Annotated in this window: 21 protein-coding genes; 9 read left to right on the forward strand and 12 right to left on the reverse strand. The window is 64.8% G+C overall.

All coding sequences use genetic code 11. The features are described 5' to 3' along the window. Positions 1-440 precede the first annotated feature (440 nt). A complete protein-coding gene (locus AC5RV1_RS15920) occupies positions 441-926 on the forward strand; it encodes a glutathione peroxidase (RefSeq protein WP_493946253.1) in 486 nt (161 codons plus the stop codon). A gap of 164 nt (positions 927-1,090) precedes the next feature. Next, positions 1,091-2,020: a phosphodiesterase gene (locus AC5RV1_RS15925; protein WP_493995230.1), complete on the forward strand. Its 930-nt coding sequence runs from the start codon at positions 1,091-1,093 to the stop codon at positions 2,018-2,020. A 60-nt stretch (positions 2,021-2,080) separates the two neighbouring features. Here the strand turns inward: AC5RV1_RS15925 and AC5RV1_RS15930 are convergent, their stop codons facing one another. Together AC5RV1_RS15930 and AC5RV1_RS15935 are read right to left on the reverse strand one after the other, a co-directional pair. Further along, positions 2,081-3,718, reverse strand: a complete 1,638-nt coding sequence (locus AC5RV1_RS15930; RefSeq protein ID WP_493946255.1) for a stealth family protein — start codon at positions 3,716-3,718, stop codon at positions 2,081-2,083. A gap of 60 nt (positions 3,719-3,778) precedes the next feature. Further along, positions 3,779-4,708: a hypothetical protein gene (locus AC5RV1_RS15935; protein WP_493995231.1), complete on the reverse strand. Its 930-nt coding sequence runs from the start codon at positions 4,706-4,708 to the stop codon at positions 3,779-3,781. A 161-nt stretch (positions 4,709-4,869) separates the two neighbouring features. Between AC5RV1_RS15935 and AC5RV1_RS15940 the strand changes: the two genes are divergently transcribed. Further along, positions 4,870-5,169: a type II toxin-antitoxin system VapB family antitoxin gene (locus tag AC5RV1_RS15940; protein WP_170850843.1), complete on the forward strand. Its 300-nt coding sequence runs from the start codon at positions 4,870-4,872 to the stop codon at positions 5,167-5,169. After that, positions 5,162-5,836 (forward strand): LytR C-terminal domain-containing protein, encoded by a 675-nt coding sequence (locus AC5RV1_RS15945; RefSeq protein WP_493995232.1) that lies wholly within the window; start codon positions 5,162-5,164, stop codon positions 5,834-5,836. Before AC5RV1_RS15940 ends, AC5RV1_RS15945 begins: the two co-directional genes overlap by 8 nt. A 71-nt stretch (positions 5,837-5,907) precedes the next feature. Here AC5RV1_RS15945 and AC5RV1_RS15950 read toward each other — a convergent pair whose 3' ends face one another. Beyond that, positions 5,908-6,558, reverse strand: coding sequence for a TetR/AcrR family transcriptional regulator (locus tag AC5RV1_RS15950; RefSeq protein ID WP_493995233.1), 651 nt, complete (start codon positions 6,556-6,558; stop codon positions 5,908-5,910). A 36-nt stretch (positions 6,559-6,594) separates the two neighbouring features. After that, entirely contained in the window at positions 6,595-7,296 is a 702-nt protein-coding gene (locus AC5RV1_RS15955) for a DsbA family oxidoreductase (protein ID WP_493995234.1), read from the reverse strand. Between the two features lie 225 nt (positions 7,297-7,521). On the opposite strand from AC5RV1_RS15955, the gene AC5RV1_RS15960 reads away from it, so the two are divergent. Both AC5RV1_RS15960 and AC5RV1_RS15965 read left to right on the forward strand, forming a co-directional pair. Then, positions 7,522-8,583, forward strand: a complete 1,062-nt coding sequence (locus tag AC5RV1_RS15960; protein WP_493995235.1) for a glycosyltransferase family 4 protein — start codon at positions 7,522-7,524, stop codon at positions 8,581-8,583. A 54-nt stretch (positions 8,584-8,637) separates the two neighbouring features. Then, the gene (locus tag AC5RV1_RS15965; RefSeq protein WP_493946261.1) at positions 8,638-10,785 is read left to right on the forward strand and encodes an amylo-alpha-1,6-glucosidase; all 2,148 of its coding nucleotides are present in this window, start codon (positions 8,638-8,640) and stop codon (positions 10,783-10,785) included. Positions 10,786-10,822: 37 nt separating this feature from the next. On the opposite strand, the gene AC5RV1_RS15970 is transcribed toward AC5RV1_RS15965, so the two are convergent. The 5 genes from AC5RV1_RS15970 to AC5RV1_RS15990 all read right to left on the reverse strand — a co-directional run bounded on the left by AC5RV1_RS15970 (position 10,823) and on the right by AC5RV1_RS15990 (position 15,525). Beyond that, entirely contained in the window at positions 10,823-11,356 is a 534-nt protein-coding gene (locus AC5RV1_RS15970; RefSeq protein WP_493995236.1) for a GNAT family N-acetyltransferase, read from the reverse strand. 90 nt (positions 11,357-11,446) lie between these two features. Then, positions 11,447-12,442, reverse strand: coding sequence for a sugar phosphate isomerase/epimerase family protein (locus tag AC5RV1_RS15975; protein WP_493995237.1), 996 nt, complete (start codon positions 12,440-12,442; stop codon positions 11,447-11,449). Position 12,443: 1 nt separating this feature from the next. Beyond that, the gene (locus tag AC5RV1_RS15980) at positions 12,444-13,631 is read right to left on the reverse strand and encodes a Gfo/Idh/MocA family protein (RefSeq protein WP_493995238.1); all 1,188 of its coding nucleotides are present in this window, start codon (positions 13,629-13,631) and stop codon (positions 12,444-12,446) included. After that, on the reverse strand, positions 13,628-14,773 hold the full coding sequence (locus tag AC5RV1_RS15985) for a Gfo/Idh/MocA family protein (protein WP_493995239.1): 1,146 nt from the start codon (positions 14,771-14,773) through the stop codon (positions 13,628-13,630). Before AC5RV1_RS15985 ends, AC5RV1_RS15980 begins: the two co-directional genes overlap by 4 nt. Beyond that, positions 14,770-15,525 (reverse strand): sugar phosphate isomerase/epimerase family protein, encoded by a 756-nt coding sequence (locus AC5RV1_RS15990; RefSeq protein WP_493995240.1) that lies wholly within the window; start codon positions 15,523-15,525, stop codon positions 14,770-14,772. Before AC5RV1_RS15990 ends, AC5RV1_RS15985 begins: the two co-directional genes overlap by 4 nt. Before the next feature lie 153 nt (positions 15,526-15,678). On the opposite strand from AC5RV1_RS15990, the gene AC5RV1_RS15995 reads away from it, so the two are divergent. Beyond that, positions 15,679-16,887, forward strand: a complete 1,209-nt coding sequence (locus AC5RV1_RS15995; RefSeq protein WP_493995241.1) for an ROK family transcriptional regulator — start codon at positions 15,679-15,681, stop codon at positions 16,885-16,887. Positions 16,888-16,935: 48 nt separating this feature from the next. Here the strand turns inward: AC5RV1_RS15995 and AC5RV1_RS16000 are convergent, their stop codons facing one another. After that, entirely contained in the window at positions 16,936-17,895 is a 960-nt protein-coding gene (locus AC5RV1_RS16000) for a D-2-hydroxyacid dehydrogenase family protein (RefSeq protein ID WP_493995242.1), read from the reverse strand. 141 nt (positions 17,896-18,036) lie between these two features. Here AC5RV1_RS16000 and AC5RV1_RS16005 point away from each other — a divergent pair, with 141 nt between their 5' ends. Next, the gene (locus AC5RV1_RS16005) at positions 18,037-19,233 is read left to right on the forward strand and encodes an MFS transporter (protein WP_493946269.1); all 1,197 of its coding nucleotides are present in this window, start codon (positions 18,037-18,039) and stop codon (positions 19,231-19,233) included. Positions 19,234-19,546: 313 nt separating this feature from the next. Here the strand turns inward: AC5RV1_RS16005 and aceB are convergent, their stop codons facing one another. Then, positions 19,547-21,199, reverse strand: a complete 1,653-nt coding sequence (gene aceB, locus AC5RV1_RS16010; protein WP_493995243.1) for a malate synthase A — start codon at positions 21,197-21,199, stop codon at positions 19,547-19,549. Positions 21,200-21,453: 254 nt separating this feature from the next. Beyond that, on the reverse strand, positions 21,454-22,782 hold the full coding sequence (gene aceA / locus AC5RV1_RS16015; RefSeq protein ID WP_493995244.1) for an isocitrate lyase: 1,329 nt from the start codon (positions 22,780-22,782) through the stop codon (positions 21,454-21,456). 148 nt (positions 22,783-22,930) lie between these two features. Here aceA and AC5RV1_RS16020 point away from each other — a divergent pair, with 148 nt between their 5' ends. Next, positions 22,931-24,442 (forward strand): helix-turn-helix domain-containing protein, encoded by a 1,512-nt coding sequence (locus AC5RV1_RS16020; protein WP_493995245.1) that lies wholly within the window; start codon positions 22,931-22,933, stop codon positions 24,440-24,442. Positions 24,443-24,884 lie beyond the last annotated feature (442 nt).

Genomic DNA, 24,884 nt, shown 5'->3' on the forward strand with positions numbered 1-24,884 from the left:
GCCTGCGCCGGCACCTGCACCTGCGCCACCGCCTCCACCGCCATCGCCTGCGCCGGCACCTGCACCTGCGCCACCGCCGGCACCGCCTGCCCCGGCACCTCCGGCACCTGCACCTGCCCCGGCACCTCCGCCACCGGCTGCGCCGGCACCACCGCCGCCACCACCACCTGCGCCACCACCTGTGCCCGCTCCGCCTCCTACTGCGCCGATCACGCAGCCCCCGATCCAGCCTGCCCCGGCACCAAGCCAGGCGCCGGCACCGATCCAACCTGCACCGATTCAGCCTGCGCCGACCGAACCTGCGCCGCCGACCAGCCCGTCCGCGACACCGGAACCGTAAACCCCAACGGGAGTTGCACCAGGAAGTCCCGGCCCGGACCAGTACAGTGGTCTGCTGGCAACGAATTCCACGCATGGACAACTTTCCGAGGACGCAGCCTGTGACCCCCTTGTACCCGATTCCACTGACCCTCAACGACGGTACCGCCACTGATTTCGGCAGATTCAAGGGCAAAGTGGTGATGGTGGTGAACGTTGCCTCCAACTGCGGGTTCACGTCCCAGTACGCGGGCCTGGAAGCACTTTATGAAAAGTTCCGGGACCGCGGGTTTGAGATCCTCGGCGTCCCATGCAACCAGTTCGCCGGGCAGGAGCCCGGCAGTGACAGCGAAATTGCCGAGTTTTGCCAGCGGAACTTCGGAGTGACGTTCCCGCTGACCGCCAAGGCGGACGTCCGCGGCAGGGACCGGCACCCGCTTTACGGGGAGCTCACCAAGTTCAAGAGCGGACTGCTGCCCGGATTGGTGAAGTGGAACTTTGAGAAGTTCCTCGTCAGCCGGGAGGGCGAAGTGGTGAACCGCTTTGCGCCGACAGTGGAGCCCGATTCGGCGGAGGTTATTGACGCCGTCGAGGAAGCCCTCGGCTGAAAAAGGCCGCTTTGACCGAACGTGGCAGCGCAAAAGCGCAGTTCTTCTACCTTTTTCCACATCAGCTACGGCGATTTACCCAAAGTTAGCCAAATGTCTGATTGGATAAACCTTACTGAAGGGTACAAGGGAAACGCCGTTTCCCACCGACCACAGAGGCAGCAATGGAGCACATCGAGGCCGAACACCCCCGGCCACGCCACTTCCTACTCCACCTGAGCGATCCCCACTTGATGGGAGGGCCGGATCCCCTTTACGGCGTCGTTGACAGCGAAGCGCGGCTCATCCAACTCTTTGAAGAGGTAAAGGCGTCGGGGGCGCGGCCGGAGGCTGTGATTTTCACCGGTGACCTTGCAGACAAGGGCGATCCGGAAGCCTACGTGAAGCTCCGGGCCATCGTGGAGCCGGCGTGCCAGGAGCTGGATGCAGAAGTCATCTGGGCGATGGGAAACCACGACAACCGGGCGAACTTCCGGAAGGGCCTGCTGGACCAGCCCGGGAGTGACGCTCCCGTGGACCACAGCTATTTCATTAATGGGCTGCGCGTCATCACCCTGGACACGTCGGTGCCGGGTTTCCACCACGGCGAACTTAGCGACTCCCAGCTGGACTGGCTGGCGCTCGAGCTGGAGACACCGGCTCCGGACGGCACCATCCTTGCGCTGCACCACCCGCCCGTCCCATCCGTCCTCGACCTCTCGGTCCTGGTTGAGCTGCGGGACCAGGCGTCCCTCGCCGCGGTGGTCCGCAACTCGGACGTCCGGACCATCCTGGCAGGCCACCTGCACTATTCCACGACGGCGAGCTTTGCGGGGGTTCCCGTCTCCGTCGCCTCCGCCAGCTGTTACACCCAGGACCTCAATGTTCCTGTTGGCGGCACCAGGGGACAGGACAACGGACAGTCATTCAACCTCGTCCATGTGTACGAGCACACGATCGTACATTCGGTGGTTCCCTTGGGCAGGTCCACGACGGTGGGGGAGTACGTTCCGCCCGACGAGACAGCCCGCCGGCTGGAGGCCGCCGGAGTCCGTATTCCTGAAACCAGCAAGCAGCGGAGCAGCGCCAGGGCGGGCCTGCCCACAGGCCGTTAGGGCGCGCCCCCAAAGCGCTGCAAGGTCCGTGCCGCCGGCACGGACCTTGGTTCCGGCGTCCTACTTTTCCCAGGGCGCCTTGATGGGGAAGTACTTCTCCAGGAAATCGGTCACCAGTTCGGCGCGCTCGTCCGCCTCCACCTCAGGGAAGCTGCCGTCATTCAGGCAGAAGAAGTCCATGTTGCGCTTGGACAACAGCTTGGGCAGGTAGTTGAGCCCGGCCCGCATGGTGGTGTCCACGTACCGGACCTTCGCCGCTGTCTGGGTTACCGCGCGGCCCGTGAGCAGGGCGTAGTAGTGGTAAAAGGAGTTGGTGACGGAAATGTTGTCCGCCGCCCGGAACCGGCTCGCCGCCGTCTTCCGGAATTCCTCCGGGAACTCGCGTTCCATCCTGGCCACAACGCTGCGCCGCAGCGGCGCGGCACTGTGCTCCAAGTGCCGCGTGGTGATCCGCCCGAACCGGTTCCACAGCAATTTGCGGTTGACGCGGGCCGCGTTCTCGAAGCCGCTGCGCTCTGCAGCGTTCTCGCCCAATCCAATCCGGGTTTCCGCCTCGATGAATTTGGTGATGCCGCCCGGCGTGAAAAACAGGTCTGGACTGACCGGCCGGCCGAAGAACATGTCGTCATTGGAGTACAGGAAGTGCTCCGAGAGACCCTCAATGTTGTGGAGCTGGCACTCCACCGCCTGTGAGTTGTGCGTGGGAAGCACTGAGGGGTCCGAGAAGAACTCCTCACTGCGCACGATGGTCACCGACGGATGTTCAGCCAGCCATTCAGGTGCCGCTGAATCTGTGGCAATGAAGATACGGCGGATCCAGGGAGCGAACATGTACACGGACCTGAGCGCGTACTTGAGTTCGTTGACCTGCCGGAAGCGGGCCTCGTGGTCGTCGCCTTCGCCGAGGACAACATCTTTCTGCTGCGCCCGCCGCGCCGCAATGTACTCCGGGGAGCTGCCGTCCACCCAGGAGAACACCAGATCGATATCGAAGCTGATGTCGCTGGCGTGGTCAGCGAACATGTTCTCGATGGTCGGCCAAGTGTGGCCGTAACGCTCGACGGTGCCGCGGACGGCGTCCTGCCGGAGCAGGGTCCTGCGCGTGAGGGAATTCTCGATCGGCAGTGTGATCTCATCAGCCTTGAAGGACCAAAGCTCGATCTGTACACCTGCGGAAGCACCGAACTCGAAGCCGCCGGCCGGTTCCACCCGCGGGCGGTACAGGCGGAAGATGCGCGCCTGCCGATTGTAGGAGAGCTCGCCGTCCGCCACCAGCAGTGAGGTTTTTTTCTTGGCATCCACGGTCATGGAATAGAAAGGCTCGTCCCGGCAGGCCTCCACCAGAGCGGCCCGTAGTTTCTTCCTGTCTTTCCAGTCCAGGGCGATGACGGGCCGGTCATTGTTGCCCCTGACCAGCAGGTACGCCAGGTCCGCGTTAGCCAGCACATTGCGTACGAACAACAGGTCCTCCACCATTGCCTGGTAGGGAGTCCTGTTGTGGTTGATCAGCGCAATGCGTCCCTTGTGCCTGATGACGTCAGGTCGGGGGTTAAGCCGCTGTTCAGCCTCGGCTGAAGTGATCTCCGCGTGAAATTGTTCCTCTACGGATGCCTGGCCGCCGTAGTAGACCTCGTCCTGTACCGGTGCTTCTGTAATGGTCGTCTCCGTGCTCGTCATAGTATGCGTTTCTACCTGCATGATAGCCGCGCGGGGGAAACAGCAGGTTTCAGGCGGGGCTGCCCGGGGTATGGAACCGGGTTAGGCGCCCAGTTCTTCCAGCCAGCTGCGCAGGAAAGCACCGCCGGCGTCGTCGTGGATGACGGTGGCCTCGAGTCCCAGGTCCGCGGCGGTCAGGACAGGGTAAGGCTTGTCCGGAACGCCATCGGCAGGCCGGACATCCACATGCTTTACCGGGTGGTCGTTGTGGTGAAGCCAGTCAGCCATGGCGTAGTCCGTGCGGGAATCTCCCACTGTCCGCCAGGCCTGCGGCGTGATGCCTTGGGCGGCGAGCAGTTCCACTGCCCGGCTGGCGCCGAGATCCTTGCCGAGCCGCACCGACTCAATGTCTGTAGAAATGATGGTGGGGTCCACCCGGTAGTCCACTTCGTCGTCGGAATTGGGGGCATGGTGGTCCAGCCGGACCACCCCCAGCCCGTGGCGGCCCATCAGGTCCACGGCGTCAGCGTCGAAAAGTTTCTGTTCGGCCAGGTAATCCGTATCGACCACGCCAATGTGCTGTTCCACGGACACCATGGCCCGCTTGGTCTCATCGAAGAACATATGCGCCGCGTAGTCCTCCGCCACCAGCCGCCTGACGTCGTCACCATAGGCAGCGGGCACCGCCAGGTCGCGGTCCACGTGGATGGGACCGGGACCTGCTGACGTATAGCTGAACCACACGGCGCCTTTTTCACAGATGGCGTGGATGACGGTACCGGCCGGAATGCCGGCAGCGATCATCGGTTCCATGACCTGCTCACGGATGAAGGCATCGGAGCGGCCGGTGTTGAAAATGACGGGAATGCCGGCAGAGGCCAGGGCAACGAGATCCCGGATGATGTCCTGTTTCACATCGCGCGTAACCGGACTTGCAATTGGCCCATCCACATCCAGCAGCAGCGCGAGGGAAGGCGTGGCCGGGTGGTGTACGCCTGACGTGGAGGCGGCAAGGAACTCGGATGCTGTCATGCCTCCATTCTGTCAGCAGCACCGTTATGTCAGCACCGTGAACTCCCGGTGCCGTCCCGCGTAGACGACCGCGTGTAACACTTGGTCACTGTTTGGCTACAACCTGCCCGACGGCGTGCTGGCTACTTTCGCTGGGACCATCGGGTGCCTAGGGTGGCATGGTGATATTCAAAGCTGTGGGCGAGGGCCGCCCTTACCCTGACCATGGTTACAACACCCCCAAGGAATGGGCGGCGCTGCCCCCGCGTCCGGTCAGGCTGGACGAATTGGTGACCACCAAGCGCACCCTGGACCTGGAGGCGCTCCTGGCCGAGGATTCCACTTTCTTCGGAGACCTTTTTCCGCACGTGGTGCAGTACCAGGGAACCCTTTACCTGGAGGACGGTCTGCACCGCGCCGTCCGGACCGCCCTGCACCAACGCACGGCGATCCATGCCCGTGTACTGGTCATAGATGGCTAGGAAGAAGCAGCAGGACGCCAGCGTCCTCCACGGCCACCACGTTGTTACCGGCCCTGAGTTGCGGGCCGCGTTCGAAGCCGACAGCGGCGCCGATGACACGGTGCGGGTGCGCCGCCGCGTGCTGCATGCGGTGGTGCTTGTGGTCCTCATCGGACTCATCGTGGCCGCGATTATCACCGCGCTGGCCATCATCAACGGGCGCCTGAAGATTCCTGCCGCCGAGCCTGCGCAGGAGACTGTCTCCACCTGCCCCGCGGCGACCTTCGACTACACCCCCAACGACAAGATCAACCTCAACGTCTACAACTCCACGAGCAGGCCGGGCCTGGCGCGGTCAGTGGCGGACGAGTTCCTGGCCCGGAAGTTCGTTGTAGGGGCGGTGTCCAATGTCGAGGCCAGCTACCGCGGCGTCGCCGCCGTGGTGTCCGGGGCTGCCGGCCAGTCAGCTGCGTTCAGCGTCCAGCGCAACCTGCCGGGCTCGGATTACTTCCAGGACGGCAGGACAGATGGCAGCGTGGACGTGATCCTTGCCCAGGACTACGCTGCGCTGGCCCCGCCGGAGCTCGTTGACCAGACGCCAGGCACCCTTAGCTGCCCCCGCGAAAGCCGCCGGATCGCGGACGACGACAAGTCGCCCGTCATCCCCTCGGCGGCACCCGCGCCCTGAGTCGAACCCGCAGATTCGCTATCGGGCCTGGTTTCTAGGCTGGCCTGGCGGGGACTAAAGGTGGCAGGCGCTCAGCTGGCAACGGCGGGAAGCGAGGCAAGGCGGACGGGGCGGCCGGCGCCGTCGAACCTCGCTCCCGCGCCCAGCTGGATGAAGCGCACGGTCCTGGCCACCCTGGCTTCCAGCTCCGCGGGCTCGTCACTGCCCCTGGCCGCGCTGGAGGACAGCGTGCCAAGGATCAGCTGCGCCTGCTGGCCGATGTCCGCCGTCGGCAGGTACCCCTGCTCCATTCCATCGCGCAGGATGCCCTGCAGCAGGACGCTCAGCTCGCCCACATGGTCCGCGAGTTTGGCAAAGGACGACGGCGACAGCACGGCTCCCATCGCCGGCCCGGGCGGCAGGTGGCGGCGGCTGAGGTCCACCACCTGGGCGCGCACGTACAGTGCCAGCCGTTCCACCGGGTTGTCCAGGCGGCCAAGGGCTTCGCGGAGCTCGGACAGGAACTTCTCCGTCTCCTCAAGGGCATAGGAGATGAGGAGCTCTTCGATGTCCGCGTAATAGTTGTAGACGGCGGTCCGGCCCACCCCTGCGTGCCGGGCCACATCCGTCATGGTCAGCCCGGGAAGGCCGTGGGAAAAGAGGAGCTCGCCAAAGGCGGTGAGGATGCGGCGCTGTGTTTCCGCGCGCTGCTCGGCGTTGCTGGCCGCTGAAATCCTGGGCATGTAGACACTTTACCGCGAAGTGTCACCAAACCGCGGTTACGGCTGGACGCAGCCGTCCGGGCCACAGGCTTCGCCGTCGGTGGAGTTCACCAGCACCAGCGGGTTGGCATCCTGCCAGGCCTGCGTCAGCGCTGCAGTGAACGTTTCGACTGGCTGGGCGCCGGAGAGCCCGAACTTGCGGTCTATGACGAAGAAAGGGACTCCGCTGATGCCCAGGGCGCGGCCTTCCTCGAAATCGAGGCGGACGTCGTCGGCGTACTTGTCCGTGGTGAACAGCTCATCCGCTTCATCGGTGCTGATGCCCAGATCGAGGGCGAGCGACGTCAGGTATCCGCGGTTGCCGATGTCCTTGCCGTGCTCGAAATGGTCGCTGAGCAGGCGTTCCTTGGCTTCGTCCTGCTTGCCGTGGGCGGCGGCAAGATGGATCAGGCGGTGTGCGGTGAAGCTGTTCGCCACCACCACCGAATCGAACCGGTAGTGGAGGCCCTCGCCCTTGGCCTGCTGCGTGACGTGGTCAAACATCTGCGAAACCTGCTGCCGGGGCATGCCCTTGCGGCTGCTGAGGTAGTCCAGCTCCGTCCCGTCGTAGTGCTCGGGGAGGGTGGGATCCAGCTGGTAGCTGCGCCACGTCACGTCCACCGCTTCCTTGTGCTGGAAGGCCGCCAGGGCTGCCTCAAAGCGGCGTTTTCCGATGTAGCACCACGGGCACGCGACGTCCGACCAGATCTCAATCTTCATATTGGGGCCAACAGCGGGTTTCCGGCCACCATTCCTGGAATCGGTGTTAGATACCGCACACAAGGTCTTGTCCACGGGGTGATCCTGGGCAATAGTCAGAGTGTGGGTTCCACGGACATCCCCGGGTGTTCGCTGGTTCCCACAACGCCGCGGACCGGAGCAGGTCCTGCGGACAAAATTGCCTGGCCAACTGGGGAGCCCGGCCTGTTCTAGGCGAGGCCAGGAATGCGGATAGGACTGGTTGCTGGACCATGGATTCCGGTTCCACCGTTAACGTACGGTGGCACCGAAAGGGTAGTGGACAGCCTGGCACGGGGGTTCCATGAGGCTGGACATGAGGTACTGCTGGCAGCGTCCCCGGAAAGCAGCTGCCCCGTGCCGAGGGTTCCCGGAATGCGGCCTGCCGAACAGGGTGGTTTGAACTGCACCCTCTCGGAGCTGAGCCATGTGGTCAGGGCCTACGAGGGGCTGCAGGACGCCGACATTATTCATGACCACACGATGGCCGGACCGCTGTACCTGCACCGCCCTGACCGGGTTCCTTTGGTAACAACCATGCATGGACCGCTCACTGCTGAGTCTGCCGACATCTACCGGGCCATTGCACGCAGGGGAGCGGTCATTGCCATCTCAAGGGACCAGACCTCCCATGTCGCGGGCGTTCCAGTGACCAGGGTGATCCATCACGGCATGGACGTCTCCTCCGTGCCGGTAGGATCCGGTGCCGGCGGCTACCTGTGCTTCGTCGGGCGGGCCTGCCCGGACAAGGGCCTGCTGGAAGCCATCATGGTTGCCCGCGAGGCGGGCATGCCTTTGCGGATCGCGGTCAAGATGCGCGAGTCAGAGGAGTTGCGCTACTTCCATGAGGTCATTGAACCCCTGCTGGGACCCAACGAAGACTTTGTGGGGGAAGTCAACGACGAAGCCAAATACAAGCTGATGGGTGAAGCGCTGGCCTTCCTGAACCCCATCCAATGGTCGGAGCCCTTTGGGCTGGTCATGATCGAGGCGCTTGCCACCGGTACCCCGGTGATAGGCACGGCCGTGGGGTCCGCGCCCGAAATCATCGATCATGGCCAGACCGGCTTCTTGGGGCGCACGCAGCAACTGGCAGGCTTTGTACAGGAGGCGGAAGGGCTCAGCCGGGCAGCCTGCCGGAAGGTTGTGGAGGATCGGTTCAGCGAAGAACGCATGGTAAGCGAGCACCTTTGGCTTTTCGAGAGGCTGGTTGCAGGGGAGCCGCCGGCAGGGGTTCCGGATACCGTCAGGTTGCACCAGAATTTTTAAGGGATGGTCTTGGGAACCCGCGAAAAGTCCGCCGCCTAGCGAAGGAGTGCCTTCATGACCGCATGGAACGCCGATACTGAAGCGGGCGCATCCGAATCAGGGTCGGTCACGATCGTGGAAGGGTCCTCGTTCTGCATCTCGTCTGAAACGGGCGACATTAGTGCTGACGCCGGCGCAAATGGGGCATTTTTCCAGGACACCCGCATCATCTCCCGCTGGATCTTGCGGATCAACGGCGCGCTTCGTGAGCCCCTCGTCGCCCAGAAGCCGCAGCCCTTCGGAGCCACCTTTGTTGGCCGGGCAAAGTGGCCGGACGGCAGGTTCGACAGCCCCCTGGTGGTCCGCCAGGCCCGTCACGTCGGTCCAGGCCTGCAGGACGACATCACCCTGGAAAACTTCTCGGCCGAGCCCGTGGACTGCGAGATCGAGCTGCTCCTGGATGCCGACCAGGCCGATCTCTTCGACGTCAAGGGCGGCCGGACAACGCGGGGCGCTGAGGCGACGCGCGAAGTAGTTGACGGCAGCCTCGTGATCGAGGCCGGCCGCCACGGGCAGCGGCGGGGAACCTCAATCAGGGCGGCAGGTGCCGACGTCGGCACCGACGGACTCCGCTTCCACGCTACGGTGCCTGCCAGGGGCAAGTGGGCCACCAGCGTCATTGTGGTGCCACTCGTCAACGGACAGGCACCGGCCGATCCTTTCACCGAGGAGCGGCTTCCACGCCACCGCGAAGGGGTACGCCGGCACCGGGCCTGGGAGGAAAACGTCCCCCAGGTCACAGTGACGGACAGCAACCTGCAGCAGGTGCTTAACCGTAGCCAGAGCGACCTGGGCTCCTTGCGGATCTTCGACGAGCACCATCCCGGCCGGGTGGCGGTGGCAGCTGGGGCGCCGTGGTTTATGGCCCTGTTCGGCCGGGACTCGCTGCTCTCGTCCTACATGAGCCTGTTGGTGAGTCCGAAACTGGCGGCCGGAACGCTGCAGACCCTGGCCGGGCTGCAGGGAACCAAGGTGGATCCGGACTCGGAAGAAGAACCGGGACGAATTCCGCACGAGGTGAGGCTGGGTGTGACTGCCGGGCTGTCGCTGGGAGGCATAGCCTATTACGGCACAGCAGACGCCACCCCGTTGTTCGTGGGCCTCCTGGGCGAGTTGAGCCGCTGGGGCCTCTCTCGCGAGATCATCCACCCGCTGCTTCCGCATGCGGACCGTGCCCTGGACTGGATTGAGAAATACGGTGACCGCGACGGCGACGGATTCGTTGAGTACAAGAGGCCTAATGACCACGGGCTGGTCAACCAGGGCTGGAAGGACTCGTGGGACGGTATCAACTTTGCTGACGGCACCATGGCAGAAGCTCCTATCGCCCTGTGCGAAGTTCAGGCGTACGTCTACTCCGCCTATATCGGCAGGTCGCTGCTTGCGCGCTGGGACGGCGATGTGGCTCTGGAACAGCATTGGGCCGACAAGGCCGCTACCCTCAAGGCTGCCTTCAATGAAAAGTTCTGGCTGCCGGACAAGGGTTATTTCGCGGTGGCGCTGGACAAGGACAAACGGGCAGTGGATGCCTGTACCTCGAACATGGGCCATTGCCTCTGGACGGGCATCGTGGACGAGGACAAGGCACCCTCCGTGGTGGAGCATCTGATGTCGCCCCAAATGTTCTCAGGCTGGGGCATCCGCACCCTCGGGTCGGACATGGGCGCCTACAATCCCGTGAGTTACCACAACGGTTCGGTCTGGCCGCACGACTCTGCGCTGGTGGCCACAGGGCTGATGCGGTACGGATTCGTGGAGGAGGCGCGGCGGGTTGCCTCCGGCCTCATTGACGCCGCCGAACACTTCGACGGACGGCTGCCGGAACTGTTTTGCGGTTTTGACCGCGGCGAGTTCGCAGGACCTGTGCCCTACCCCACCGCGTGCTCACCCCAGGCCTGGGCTGCGGCGGCACCGGTGCAGCTGATGCGCGTGCTGCTCCGCTTCGACCCCGTCTACACCCACGGAGTGGTGCACTTGGCGCCGATCCTCCCCGAGGACATGGGCGATTTCGAGGCTGCGAACGTCCTTATCGACACCTCCCGAATCACTATCAGGGCCCACGGGACCGGCGGCAGCATTGATGGGCTCCCACCGGGCCTGAAGCTCTTATCGGAACCACGTCCGCCCCTGGCCTACCCGCCAAAGGCTCACCAGCACGCCTGAAGGCACAAGCATGCTGGCACCGAGGCTGGTGCAGCCGTCAGGGGACCGGGCGCTCCAGCACGAAGTCATGCTCCACGGTGCTGCCCAGTTGGAACGATTTGGTGCCCACCTTGCGGAATCCGGATTTTTCGTAGAAGCGGACGGCCCTGGCGTTCTGGCTGTTGACACCCAGCCAGACGCCCAGTCCTCCTGCTCGCGCAGCCGCATCCAAGCTGGCGTGCATCAGTTCTGCAGCGGCACCGAGCCCGTGGTGTTCCGGGTGCACATAGCACTTGCTGAGTTCCACCGATGGCAGGATTTCCAGCACTGAAACCACGTCCGGGTCTTCTGCCGGCCGGTTCACCAGCAGGCTGTAGCCGCGCAGGTCGCCGCCGGCATCGATCACCAGGATGGTGACGTCCGGGTCGGCGAGGTACGCCTGGAAGTGCCGTTCGCTGAGCGTGTTGGCAACGTGCGCCGCGATGTCCTGAGGCGACGATGACGGCGGGCACGCCAGCGGAAAGGTGACGGCCGCCAGCACAGCCAGCGCGCCGGCGTCGTCCGTTGTTGCCTTTCGGATGGAAGGTGTCATGCAGGGATTGTACGTGGCCTGCCTTCCGAGTTTCTGTCCAGGTATGCAGGGCTCGAAGCCGCCTGCATACCTGGACAGAAACTTTTCGGGTTACTGCTTGAAGGCGGCGTCGAAGGAGGTGTTCGACGGCGGGAAGTCGAACTTCTTGAGGGCGGCGAGGGCTTCGGGGGCGCCGTGGAGGCGGTCCATGCCGGCGTCCTCCCATTCCACCGAGATGGGTCCGTCGTAGCCGATGGCTGACAGGGCGCGGAAGGACGCTTCCCAGGGGACGTCGCCGCGGCCTGCGGAGACAAAGTCCCAGCCGCGGCGGGGGTCGCCCCAGGCGAGGTGGGAGCCCAGGACGGTGTTGCGGCCGGTTTGGCGGATCTTGGTGTCTTTGCAGTCCACGTGGTAGATCCGGTCTTTGAAGTCCCAGATGAAGGAGACGGGGTCGATGCCCTGCCACATCATGTGCGAGGGGTCCCAGTTCAGCCCGAACGCTTCGCGGTGGTTGATCGCCTCGAGGGTGCGGACGGTGGTCCAGTAGTCGTAGGCGATCTCGGAGGGGTGGACTTCGTGGGCGAAGCGGACGCCGTTTTCGTCGAAGACGTCCAGGATGGGGTTCCAGCGGTCGGCGAAGTCCTGGTAGCCGGCGTCGATGACTTTTTCGGGGACGGGCGGGAACATGGCGACATACTGCCAGATGGCCGAGCCGGTGAACCCGACCACGGTGTCCACGCCCAGTGCCTTGGCGAGCCGGGCGGTGTGTTTCATTTCCTCGGCGGCCCTTTGGCGGACGCCTTCGGGGTCGCCGTCGCCCCAGACCTTGGCGCCGACGATGGCTTCGTGGCGGAAGTCGATGGGGTCATCGCAGACGGCCTGGCCCTTGAGGTGGTTGGAGATGGCCCAGACCTTCAGGTTGTACTTCTCCAGCACGGCGAGCTTGGATTCGACGTAGCCGGGTTCGTCCCAGCGCCAGGCGTCCAGGTGGTCCCCGGAGACCGCGATTTCCAGGCCGTCGTAACCCCAGCCGGAGGCCAGGCGCGCGACTTCCTCGAAGGGGAGGTCGGCCCACTGGCCGGTGAACAGGGTATAGGGGCGGGGCATGTCAGGCTCCTTCGGTGGTGGTTGCGGCAGGCCGGGCGGCGGGAGTGAGCTGGATGGTCGAGCTCTTTGCAGCGGCCGACTCCTCGACGGCAGCAAGGATGCGCTGGACTTCCAGCCCGTCCTCGAATGACGGCGAAGGTTCAGTTCCGCCGTCGATGGCGAGCAGGAAGTCGCGGACTTCGTGGGTGAAGGTGTGCTCCCAGCCGATGATGTGGCCTTGCGGCCACCAGGCGTCCAGGTAGGGGTGCTCGGGTTCGCTCACCAGGATGCGGCGGAAGCCCTGCTCACGGGCAGGCGCAGTGGCGTCAAGGAACCGGAGTTCGTTAAGGTTCTCCAGGTCGAACATGACGGCACCCTTGTCGCCGTAGACCTCCAGCTGCAGGGAATTCTTCCGGCCGGTGGCCACCCGGGAGGCCTCCACTGAGGCGACCACCCCGGAGGCGAGGGTCAGCGTTGCCCAGGCGGCGTCGTCGACCGTTACGTCTTCAAGCCCCTGGGCGCCGGGCCGGCGGCGCACGAAGGTCTGCAGGCGTCCCGAAACCTCCGTGACCTGGTCATCGAGCAGGAAGAGGACCTGGTCGATGGCGTGGGAGGCGATGTCCCCCAGCGCACCGGAGCCTGCGGTGTCCTTCTTCAGCCGCCAGGTCATGGGCGCGGACTCATCGGCGAGCCAGTCCTGCAGGTAGGCCGCGCGGACCTGGCGGACGGTACCGAGCCTGCCTTCCGCGATCAGCTCCTTCGCAAGGGCCAGGGCGGGAACGCGGCGGTAATTGAACCCCACCATTGACTGCGCACCCTTGACCCTGGCTGCCTGGGCTGCGGCGGTGATGGCCTCAGCCTCGGCCAGGGTGTTGGCCAGCGGCTTTTCCAGCAGCACGTGCTTGCCGGCTTCGAGGGCTGCGATGGCAATCTCGGCGTGCATCCAGCCCGGGGCGCAGATGTCCACGATATGGATGTCGTCCCGGTCCAGCACCGAGCGCCAGTCGGTGGCCGTTTCGCTCCACCCGTACTTGGCGGCGGCTTCCGAGACTGCGGCGGCATCCCTGCCAACGAGGATTTTCTGTTCGAAGGCGGGGACGTCGAAGTAACTTGCCACGTTCCGCCACGCGTTCGAATGTGCCTTGCCCATGAAGGCGTAACCGATCATCGCTACGCCCAGCGGGCCCCTGTTGCTTGGTTCCTGCCTCATGCGGAAGCCGCAAGGGTCAGCGTTTCCGGGGCCCAGTCTTCGGGGAGCGCGGGCGACGCGGACGCCGAGCTGGCCACGTCCACGAACGTCCCGGATTCCATGGATTCGTTGATGGAGACCATGGCATCCAGCACGTGGTAGGCCAGTTCGCCTGTGGCCCGGTGCGGGACACCTGCGCGGATCGACCTCCCCATGTCCAGCACCCCCATGCCGCGGCCGTTCGCCGGGCCGGTGGCGGGGATGGTGGTCCAGTCCTCGTCGCCTGCGCGCCACAGCTTGATGTTGCCGTCGAAATAGTTGGGGTCCGGCAGTGAGATGGTGGCCTCGGTGCCGGTGATCTCCACGAAGCCCATCCGCACGCGCGGAGACTCGAACGAGAACACGCTGTGCGAGGAAGCGCCGCTTTCGAACTGTGCCATGGCGGACACGTGGGTGGGGACCTCCACGGTGAACTCTTCGCCGGCTTTGGGTCCCGAACCGATCACGCGGATTTCTTTGGCCTTGGACCCGACGGCGGCCACTTTGCGGATGGAGCCGAAGGCCTGGATCAGGGTGGTGAGGTAGTAGGGACCCATGTCGAACAGGGGGCCGGCGCCGTGCTGGAAAAGGAATGCCGGGTTTGGATGCCATGATTCCGGGCCCGGGGTCTGGAAGGTGGTCATCGCGGTAAGGGGGGTTCCGATATCGCCGCGCCCGATCAGTCGCAGTGCGGTCTGCAGGCCGGCACCGAGGAACGTGTCCGGAGCGCAGCCGAGGCGGATCCCTGCGGCGTCAGCGGTTTTGAGCAGGCCCACGCCGGATTCGCGGTCCAGCGAGAAGGGCTTCTCGGTCCAGACGTGCTTGCCCGCGTTTACGGCGGCCGTGGCAACTTCGACGTGGGCGGCCGGGATGGTCAGGTTGACGATGATTTCGACGTCCGGGTGGTTCAGCGCCTTTTCGACTCCGCCCCACTCGGGGATGCCGTATTCCTTGGCGCGGGCTTCCGCCGCTTCCTCGAACAGGTCCGCGATGACGTGCACCTTGAGGTCCGGGAAAACGGTGAGGTTGTCCAGGTACTGCTTGCTGATGTTCCCGGCGCCGATGACGGCAACGCCTACCGGACCGTGCCCGGTTGCGGCGTTCAGGGGCGATGCGGCGCTCATGCTTCTGCTCCTGCCGTGGCGGTGCCGGACTCCTGCAGGAACTTCAGGCTCTGGGCGATGCCGTCGAAGATGTCGCCGTCGTAGTCATCAAACTCCACCACTCCCGCTTCGAGCGACTTTGCTGCTGCGATGACGTCCAGGACCGCCACCTTGCCCTTGCCCGCCGGAAGCTGGGCCTTGGTGTCTGTGGTCAATGGCCCGTCTTTGATGTGGATGAACTTCACGCGGTTCCCGAGCTTGGTGAGGATGTCCACGGGGTCCTGGCCGCCGACGGCCACCCAGTAGGTGTCTACCTCCAGAACCAGTTCGGGGTCCAGCAGGTCTGCGAAGTACTCCAGGGCGGTCCGGCCCTCGATGATGGACTCAAGCTCCCACTGGTGGTTGTGGTAACCCACCCGAACGCCGTATTCTGCACCCTTTTTGGCTGCCTCGTTCAGCTGGGCGGCCGTCGCCTGGACGTCCTCGGCTGACTGCCAGCGGTCGGCGGGAATAAAAGGATCGATCACTGTGGTGATGCCTAGTTCCTTGGCTGCAGCGAAAATTTCGTCCTGGTCCTGGCTCAGCAGCGGTGCATGGCCGGAAGGCGCGGTGAGGCCATTCTCCTTCAGGGCCGCGCCGAGTTCCTTGGCGGTGGCGACGAAGTTGTAGGGCTCTACCTGGGCGAAGCCGATCTCCGCCACTTTTTTGATGGTGCCGTAAAGATCCTCCTGGATAGCGTTCCGCACGGTATAGAGCTGGAGGGAATAGGACATGGGGTCTCCTGAGTTTCGTACTCGGTTCCGGGCTGCGGGGAGTGGTCTTGGCCACAGCCCCTTGGTCTACTGCAAAGCTAGGGCTACTTTTGCTTTGCGTCAAGCAAAAGTTGACCGCGTGACATACAGAAGTAGCCGTGCTATCTATTTCCTATGACCAAGACAGCAGGCAGCACCGCGGCGTCTGAGCCTGCCACAGCCCAGGGTGGGGCAGGCGACCTGTTCCAGCTCCTCCGCGACGGTAAGGCGCGGACACGGGCCGAACTGGCGCTGACCACCGGTCTGGCGCGCTCCACCGTGGCAGCGCGCATTGACGCACTCATCGCATCAGGACTGGTGGGCCCTGCCGGTGAGGCGAACTCGAGCGGCGGAAGGCCGCCGTCGCGCTTTGCTTTTAACCCCGCGGTGCGCGTGGTGTTGGCGGTGGATGTAGGGGCCACCCACATGATCGTCGCCGTCACGGACCTCAACAGCAACGTCCTCGCCGAACAGCGCCTGGCACAGGATGTGGCGGACGGGCCCGAGGCCGTCCTGGCCCGTGCGGTCAAGGAGGGATTGTCGCTCCTGGCCGCGGCAGGGCGGGATGCGGCTGATCTGGCAGGTGTCGGAATCGGCTTGCCGGGGCCGGTGGAGCACTCCACGGGCCAGCCCGTCAAGCCGCCGATCATGCCGGGCTGGGACGGGTTCGACGTCGTCACCTACGTCCAGCGCTCCCTGCCGGTCCCGGTGCTGGTGGACAACGACGTGAACATCATGGCGTTGGGGGAGCGGACCGCGCACTGGCCCGGGGACGACAATTTCCTGTTCATCAAAGTAGCCACCGGAATCGGCTCCGGGATCATCAGCAGCGGGACCCTGCAGCGCGGTGCCAATGGTACCGCCGGCGACCTGGGCCACGTGCGGGTCCCTCGAGGCGACGACGTGCTCTGCCGCTGCGGCAACTACGGCTGCCTCGAGGCTTTAGCATCCGGTCCGGCGTTGGCCGCGGAGCTGAACCGGCAGGGCGTGCATGCCGCGAAGGGCAGTGACGTCCTGCGGCTTGTGGCCCAGGGAGACCTGCAGGCCATCCAGGTGCTGCGCCAGGCGGGCAGGGACGTGGGCGACGTCCTGGCCACCGTGGTCAATCTGCTCAATCCGTCTGTCGTGGTGATTGGCGGAAGCCTGGGCCAGGCTGGTGAACACCTGATGGCGGGCGTACGCGAGGTGGTTTACCGGCGCTCGCTGCCGCTGGCCACGGCCCACCTTCGGATCGCACTGTCCCTGGCCGGCGACCGGGCTGCCATCCTGGGAGCAAGCCAGATGGTAACGCAGCACGTGTTGGCCCCGGCAGCGATCGAGGCAACCCTTCAGGCAACCGGGTAGCCTGCTGCGTCCCTTTCGGCCGTACCGGAGGACAGGCTGAAATTCGGCTCAGGCGGAAATCACGCGCACGGGTGAGCCAGCGAGCCAGGCCTTCACGTCCTCCAGCGCCCCGCCGTAAAACTGCCGGTAGCTCTCCCGTGTGACGTAGCCCAGGTGCGGGGACAGCACCGTGTTGGGGGCACTGAGGAGCGGGTGGCCTGCGGGCAGGGGTTCGTGGTCGAAGACATCCAGCGCGGCGCCGGCGATCCAGCCTTCGGACAGGGCCCGCACCAGGGCGTCCTGGTCAACCAAAGGACCTCTTGCGGTGTTCACCAGGACGCCGTCGGGCCCCAGCAGCCGCAGCTCCGGTTCGCCCACTATGCCCTCGGAACGGGGAGACAGGCGCAGGTGGAGCGTGGCGACGTCGGAATTTCGAAACAGGTCGGCCTTGGACACTTTCCGCACCCCGGCCTCCGCTGCGTCCTCGTCTGCCAGGTTCTGGCTCCACGCAAGGACCTCCATGCCGAAAGCCTGGCCGTACGCGGCAATCCTGCGGCCTATCTTGCCCAGGCCCACCACGCCCAACGTCTTGCCCGCGAGTTCGAACCCCACCGTGCTCTGCCAGCCGCCGGAGCGGAGCGAAGCGTCCTCGGCGGGGATGTTGCGCGCGATGGCCAGGAGCAGTGCCCACGTCAGTTCCGGGGCGGCGGTGGGCGATCCGGGCGTACCGCACACCGTCATTCCAAGCTCAGCTGCCGCCTCCACGTCGATGGACGCGTTCGCCATGCCCGTGGTCACCAGGAGCTGGAGGGCGGGGAGCTTTTCAAGCACCTCCCGCGGGAAGGCCGTCCGCTCCCGCATTGCAATGATGATGGTGACACCTGCCAAGGCGGACACCAGCGCGTCCTGCGATGCAAACGGTTCCCGGTAGGAGGTGACCGCCACGCCGTCCGCCTCGAGGGAGGACCAATCCGCGAAGCCATGCGCCACGTCCTGGTAGTCGTCAAGGATGGCAAGCCGGTGCTGCATGGTGTGTCCTTCGTCCCGGAGTCTGCGGCTGTGATGTTCATCGTAAGGCAGGACCGGCACGCCGCCACGGGGAACTGCCGTGTTGGTGCCCGTGATAGCAATGGGGGTAATGAAACGTGATCACACCCCTAAGCCCTGCCGGTGAGGGCCCGCTTCCTCGCCAGGATTCCGAACACCTGGATCCTGCTGGCCTGCATCGGGCTGCTGGCGCTGAACCTTCGCGGCCCCTTTGTGGCCGTGGCCCCGGTAGTGGATGTTATGCAGGCGGACCTGGGTTTTTCCCCTGTGGTGCTGGGGCTGCTGACCAGCATCCCGGTGCTGTGCTTCGCGCTCGCAGCACCCCTGGCTTCGCTGGTGGCACGGGGGTATGGCGCCGAGTTCGCGGTGAGCCTCACCATCCTGGGCGTGCTGGCCGGGGTCATCGTCCGTTCGGCAGGTGGCCCGGCACTGGTGCTGGCGGGGACAGTGGTGATTGGCCTTGCCATCACCATCGGCAACATCGCCGCGCCCCTCATCATCCGCCGCGACTTCCCGCCCTTGCGGCAGGGAACGGCCATGGGCGTTTATACAGCCGCGCTGAACGTTGGCTCCTTCCTGACCTCGATGGTCACGGCGCCGCTGGCCGAACTGGCGGGGTGGCGGCTGGCGCTCGCGTCGGTGGGAGTCTTCGCTGTAGCGGCAATGGTGTGCTGGGCGCTCGCCGTCGGACTGCGCAATGCCTTCGTTCCTTCCCCCGCTGATGTCCCGGACGGCCCCAGGGACGGAGCTGGTGCCGGATCGGCATGGACCACGGCGGGGCTGACGGCTGCGTTTGCAGGACAGGCCTTCTCCTACTACGCCGTCACTGCGTGGCTGCCCAGCTACCTCAATGACGAACTCGGCATGTCCGCTGCTGCGGCCGGAGCGGGATCCTCGCTGTTCCAGGTGTTTGCCATTGTGGGCGGCCTCGGCGTGCCGTTCGCCGCCAAGTACTTCAGTACGACGACGGTGGCCGTCACCTTGGGCCTGTTGTGGACCACAGTGCCGGCCGGGCTCCTGCTGGCCCCCGAGCTTTGGTGGCTGTGGTCAGTCTTTGGCGGGGTTGCCCAGGGCGGCGGGATTACGCTGATCTTCATCGCCATCATCAAGCTGGCCCGCGACCAGGTTGCCGCCGGCCGGATGTCCGCCACCGTCCAGGGGCTGGGTTACTGCTTCGGTGCCGTCGCTCCACCACTGGTGGGATACGTGCACGACGTCTCAGGATCCTGGACACCGGCCCTGCTTCTTATTTTGGCGTCGGTGCTGACGTTCTTCCTTGCTGCCACCCTCTCCGTGCGGCGGGTGCCCAAGGGGCGGTAACTCGTAACAGCAGCCCGCCGCCGTCGTGCTTTCCCCCGGCGTTCATCGTGCTTTCCCCTGCCGTGCCCACCCGGCCCCCCGGGACGCTCTCTCACTTAGTGCAGCTTAACGGCCGACGCTCTCTCACTGTCTTCTGGAAAGTGAGAGAGGATCTTTGGATTTGTTGCGTTAGGTGAGAGAGCGTCTGGGTGTCGTGGGGTGGGGAGGCCCGGCACCGGACCTGCTCAGGGGGTGCTCCGTCGCCGGGCCGACCCTCCGGATTTCGGAGGTGCCTGTTGCGGAGGGCGTGCCGGCCCGGCGGACGGAAGTCTGGTTATGCTGCAGCGAGCTCCTCGACCGATGCGCGTTCACGCGCTTCGGTGAGGTAGCGGGCGTAGGCGGGGAGGGTGAGGAAGGACGGGAAGTCCTGGGCCAGGGTGACTTCTTCGAAGATGTCGCGGGCGTCTTCGAAGCGGTCGCCGTCGAAGCGTTCGAGCCTTGCGAATTCCTCGTCGAGGAGCTCTTCGACCAGTTCGTGGGTGATGATTTCGCCGTGGTCGGTGATGGCCCGGGCGTAGATCCACTGCCAAAGCTGGGAGCGGGAGATCTCGGCGGTGGCGGCGTCTTCCATGAGGTTGTGGATGGCCACCGCGCCGTTGCCGCGGAGCCAGGACTCGATGTAGCGGATCCCCACTTCGATGTTGTTCCGGATGCCCTGTTCGGTGATGGTGCCATGCAGTGAGGCAATGTCGATCAGCGCCCGGTCATCAGGGGTGACGTCTTCGCGGGTGCGCTCCAGCTGGTTGGGCTTCTCACCCAGGATGGAGTCGAACACTTCGCGGGCGATGGGCACCAGGTCGGGGTGGGCCACCCAGGAGCCGTCGAAGCCGCCCTCAGCTTCGCGGGTCTTGTCCGCGCGGACCTTTTCGAAGGCGTTGGCGTTCGCTTCGGGGTCTTTGCGGTTGGGAACAGCTGCTGCCATGCCGCCGATGGCCATGGCGCCGCGTTTGTGGCAGGCGCGGACGAGTTGTTCGTTGTAGGCGCGCATGAAGGGGGCGGTCATGGTTACCTGGCTGCGGTCCGGGAGGACGAAGCGGGGGCCGCGGGTGCGGAAGTTCTTGATGATGGAGAAGATGTAGTCCCAGCGGCCGGCGTTCAGCCCGGCGGCGTGGTCGCGCAGTTCGTAGAGGATTTCTTCCATTTCGAAGGCTGCGGTGATGGTTTCGATGAGTACGGTGGCGCGGATGGTGCCCTGCGGGATGCCGAGGAGGTCCTGGGCGAGGATGAAGATGTCGTTCCAGAGCCGGGCTTCGAGGTGGTTTTCGATCTTGGGCAGGTAGAAGTACGGGCCTTTGCCCTGGGCAAGGAGGCGGCGGGCGTTGTGGAAGAAGTACAGGCCGAAGTCCACGATCCCGCCGGCAATGGGCTGGCCGTCGATGAGCATGTGCTTTTCGGGCAGGTGCCAGCCGCGGGGGCGGACCACAATGGTGGGCAGTTCGCCGGCGGGGCGGAGCTTGTATTCCTTGCCCTCGGGGCTGGTGAAGTCGATCCGGCGTTCCAGTGCGTCGGTGAGGTTCAGTTGGCCCTTGATGACGTTGCGCCACGTGGGGGTTGAGGAGTCCTCCATGTCCGCGAGCCAGACCTTGGCGCCGGAGTTCAGGGCGTTGATGGTCATTTTCTTGTCCACCGGGCCGGTGATCTCCACTCGCCGGTCCTCCAGTCCGGGTGCCGGGGGAGCGACCCGCCAGGACGGGTCATTACGGACGTGCTCGGTCTCCCGCAGGAACCGGGGGTCCTGCCCGCCGGCAATCTCAGCCCGCCGGGTCCGCCGCGCCTGCAGAAGTTCCTGGCGCCGCGCCGCCGTCGCCCGATGCAGCTTCGCCACGAACTCCAGTGCGTCCGGAGTAAGGACCTCGTTCTGCCGGCAGATAGGCTGCGCGGTCAAAGTGATCCCGTTGATAGTGAAGTTGTCTGTAAAGCTGTTCATTTCTGTCTCCTTAAAGACGAAAGGGAAGTTCGACGGCGGTACTGCCCAGGTGGGCCTGGAAGGGAAATCCTCCGCGTGCTATTCCCCATCCCCGTCGTAAGACCTCGCAGAGCTCGGTCAACGACGGGGACAGGGCCCCTTTTACGCACGCTTCCGGATTCCCCTTCCTGGCCAGCGACGGTCACGCTTAGATGAGTGCCGCCGTCGTGCCTCTTTGGTGAGCCAAGCGAACTACTCACCTGTGGGGAATGTGGTTAGTGGAACTGGCCCTCTTCGGTCGATCCGACCAATGCGAGGGTGGATGCGTTCGGGTTGAGCGCGGTGGCGATGTCGTCGAAGTAGCCGGTGCCGACTTCGCGCTGGTGCTTGGTTGCGGTGTAGCCGCGGGATTCGGAGGCGAATTCCTTTTCCTGGAGCTCGACGTAGGCGCTCATGCCTTCACGGGCGTAGCCGTGGGCGAGGTCGAACATCGAGTAGTTCAGGGCGTGGAAGCCGGCCAGGGTGATGAACTGGAAGGTGAAGCCCATGGCGCCGAGTTCACGCTGGAACTTGGCGATGGTGGCGTCGTCCAGGTGCTTGCGCCAGTTGAACGACGGCGAGCAGTTGTAGGAGAGCATCTGGTCCGGGAACTCGGCCTTGACGGCTTCGGCGAACTTGCGGGCCAGTTCCAGGTCCGGGGTGCCGGTCTCCATCCAGATCAGGTCCGAGTAGGGGGCGTAGGCCTTGGCGCGGGCGATGCAGGGTTCGATGCCGTTGCGGACCTTGTAGAAGCCCTCGGCGGTGCGCTCCCCGGTGATGAATTCCTGGTCCCGCTCATCGACGTCGGAGGTGATCAGGGTGGCTGCCTCGGCGTCGGTGCGGGCGATAACCACGGTGGGGGTGCCGGCGACGTCAGCGGCCAGGCGGGCGGCGTTCAGGGTCCTCACGTGCTGCTGGGTTGGGATCAGGACCTTGCCGCCAAGGTGGCCGCACTTCTTTTCCGAGGCGAGCTGGTCTTCCCAGTGAACACCGGAGGCGCCGGCCTGGATCATGGATTTCATGAGCTCGTAGGCGTTCAGCGGACCACCGAAGCCGGCCTCGGCATCGGCGACGATCGGCACCAGCCAGTCCTCAACGGTCTGGACGCCCTCGGAGAATTCGATCTGGTCTGCCCGGAGCAGGGCGTTGTTGATGCGGCGAACCACAATGGGGACCGAGTTGGCAGGGTAAAGGGACTGATCCGGGTAGGTGTGGCCGGAGTTGTTGGCGTCAGCGGCCACCTGCCAACCGGAGAGGTAGATTGCACGCAGGCCTGCCTTGACCTGCTGGACTGCCTGGTTGCCGGTCAGGGCGCCCAGCGCGTTGGTGTATTTGCCTTCCTTGTGCTCCTCGGTCAACTGCTCCCACAGCTTCTCGGAGCCGCGGCGGGCCAGGGTGTGTTCTTCGGAGACGCGGCCGCGGAGCCGGACGACGTCGGAAGCTGAGTAGTCCCGGGTCACACCTTCCCAACGGGGGCTGGCGGCCCACTCGAGCTCCAGGGCGGCGGCCTGTGATTCTGTGTCCTGGCCGGACGGCTGCTGGGTGGGCTCAAATGCTGCAGTCATCGTTGATCTCCTTGATTGAGCTCCGGGATCGGTAGGCGGGAACCGCGCCTTTGCGCTTCCCGCCGGCTTCCCGGTGCGTTGTTTCTTTCCGTGATCACTACTTTTCAGCACTTCCAACAGGGTTGGTAGAGAAAAACTGTGGAAAGAAATGCACTTCTTCCCGTATTCTTCAGAAATGTCGCTTACAAGCTGGAACCGGGAAGTTTCCCAGCCGCCGCCAGGGGCGGCGGTTGACCTGGACGTCATTTCACTCGGCCGCCGAGTACGCCACCTCCGCAAACAGGCGGGGCTTACGCTCGAAGGCCTCAGCGCCGCCGTCGGGACAGCGCCCAGCCAGCTGAGCCTGATCGAAAACGGAAAGCGGGAACCAAAACTCGGGCTCCTCCAGCACCTGGCGTCCGCACTGAACGTCAGTATCGACCAGCTGCTGGGAGCCGAACCGCCCAGCCGCCGGGCGGCCCTGGAGATCGAGCTTGAGCGGTATCAGCGCGGGCCCCTCTACGAATCCCTGAATCTGCCGAAAATCCGCATCAGTTCGCGGCTTCCACTCGATGTGCTCGAGGCCCAGGTGGGGCTGCTGCAGGAGCTCGAACGAAAGATGAACGAGCAGGTAGCAACTCCGGAGGAAGCCCGCCGCGCCAACGGTGAACTCCGGGCCATGATGAGGGAGCGGGGGAACTATTTTCCGGAGTACGAAGCCGAAGCACAGAAGGTCCTCAAGGAGGTGGGCTACACCACCGGGCCGCTGAGCCAGCACGTGATCGCGGACATCGCCGAGCACCTCGGTTTCACCCTGCACCATGTGGGCGACCTGCCCCATTCAACCCGCTCCGTCACGGATCTGAAGAACCGCAGAATTTACCTGACCCAGAGCCAGCGGCAGGACCACGATCCGCGCTCGGTGTTGCTGCAGGCCCTGGGCCACTACGTGCTGGGGCACGAAACGCCCAGGAACTACGGTGATTTCCTCGCCCAACGGGTGGCCACCAACTATTTCGCCGCAGCCCTTCTCCTCCCTGAGCAGGCAACTGTGGAATTTTTGCAAAAGGCCAAGGCCGCGAAGGAAATCGCCGTAGAGGATATCCGGGACGCTTTTGCCGTTTCCTATGAGACAGCGGCCCACCGCTTCACGAACCTGGCCACCAAGCATCTGGGCATCACCACGCATTTCCAGAAGACGCACCAGAGCGGGATCATCTACAAGGCCTATGAGAACGACGGCGTGAACTTTCCTCAGGACCATACCGGCGCCATTGAAGGGCAGCCCTCGTGCAAGGCCTGGACGTCACGCGCTGTTTTCGACGTACCGGACAAGTTCAGCGCCTACAGCCAGTACACGGATACGCCGTCCGGTACGTACTGGTGCACGGCGCGCACGGAACGTTCCGCCAGTGGGGAGTTTTCGCTGAGCATCGGGGTGCCGTACCAGCACGTGAAGTGGTTCCGCGGGCGGGAGACGACGGCGCGGGCTGCTTCAAACTGCCCCGATCCCACCTGCTGCAAACGCCCGCCGGAATCGCTGACGTCGGAGTGGGCAGGGAACGCGTGGCCCTCCGCCCGCGCCCACTCCCATCTGCTCGCCGCCATGCCGCCGGGCGCGTTCCCCGGGGTGGACGAAACCGAGGTGTACAGCTTCCTGCAGGCCCACTCGGGAAGCTGAACGCTCCCTCACTTGATGTGGTGTTTTCCTGAACGCTCTCTCACTTGATGTGGTGTTTTCCCGAACGCTCTCTCAGTGCCTGCGGCAGGGTTTTGATCCAATCCGTGATCGGTGAGAGAGCGTTGCCCATTTCTATGCAGGACGTGATGGAGCGTTGACCTTCACCGGTGAAGCTTCCGGTATGCGGAAGCGCCCCGCCCCGCTGTGGGCGGGCAGCGATGGCGGCTGGGGGAACAGAGCGAACCAGGGCAGTACGACGGCGGCAGCCACCCGTCGTCGTACCTCGCCGCACCAGGACGCGCTCTCAGGTTCTGCAGGAAAAGCCCCTACGCTCTCTCACTTTCATCAAGAAGTGAGAGAGCGTAGGGGTTTTCCTGCGTTAAGTGAGAGAGCGTCGTGGTGAGGGGTCCGTGGAAGGTAACCCGGCCGGCACGGGCCGGAG

Source organism: Arthrobacter sp. Hb9-2 (genome assembly GCF_059091165.1).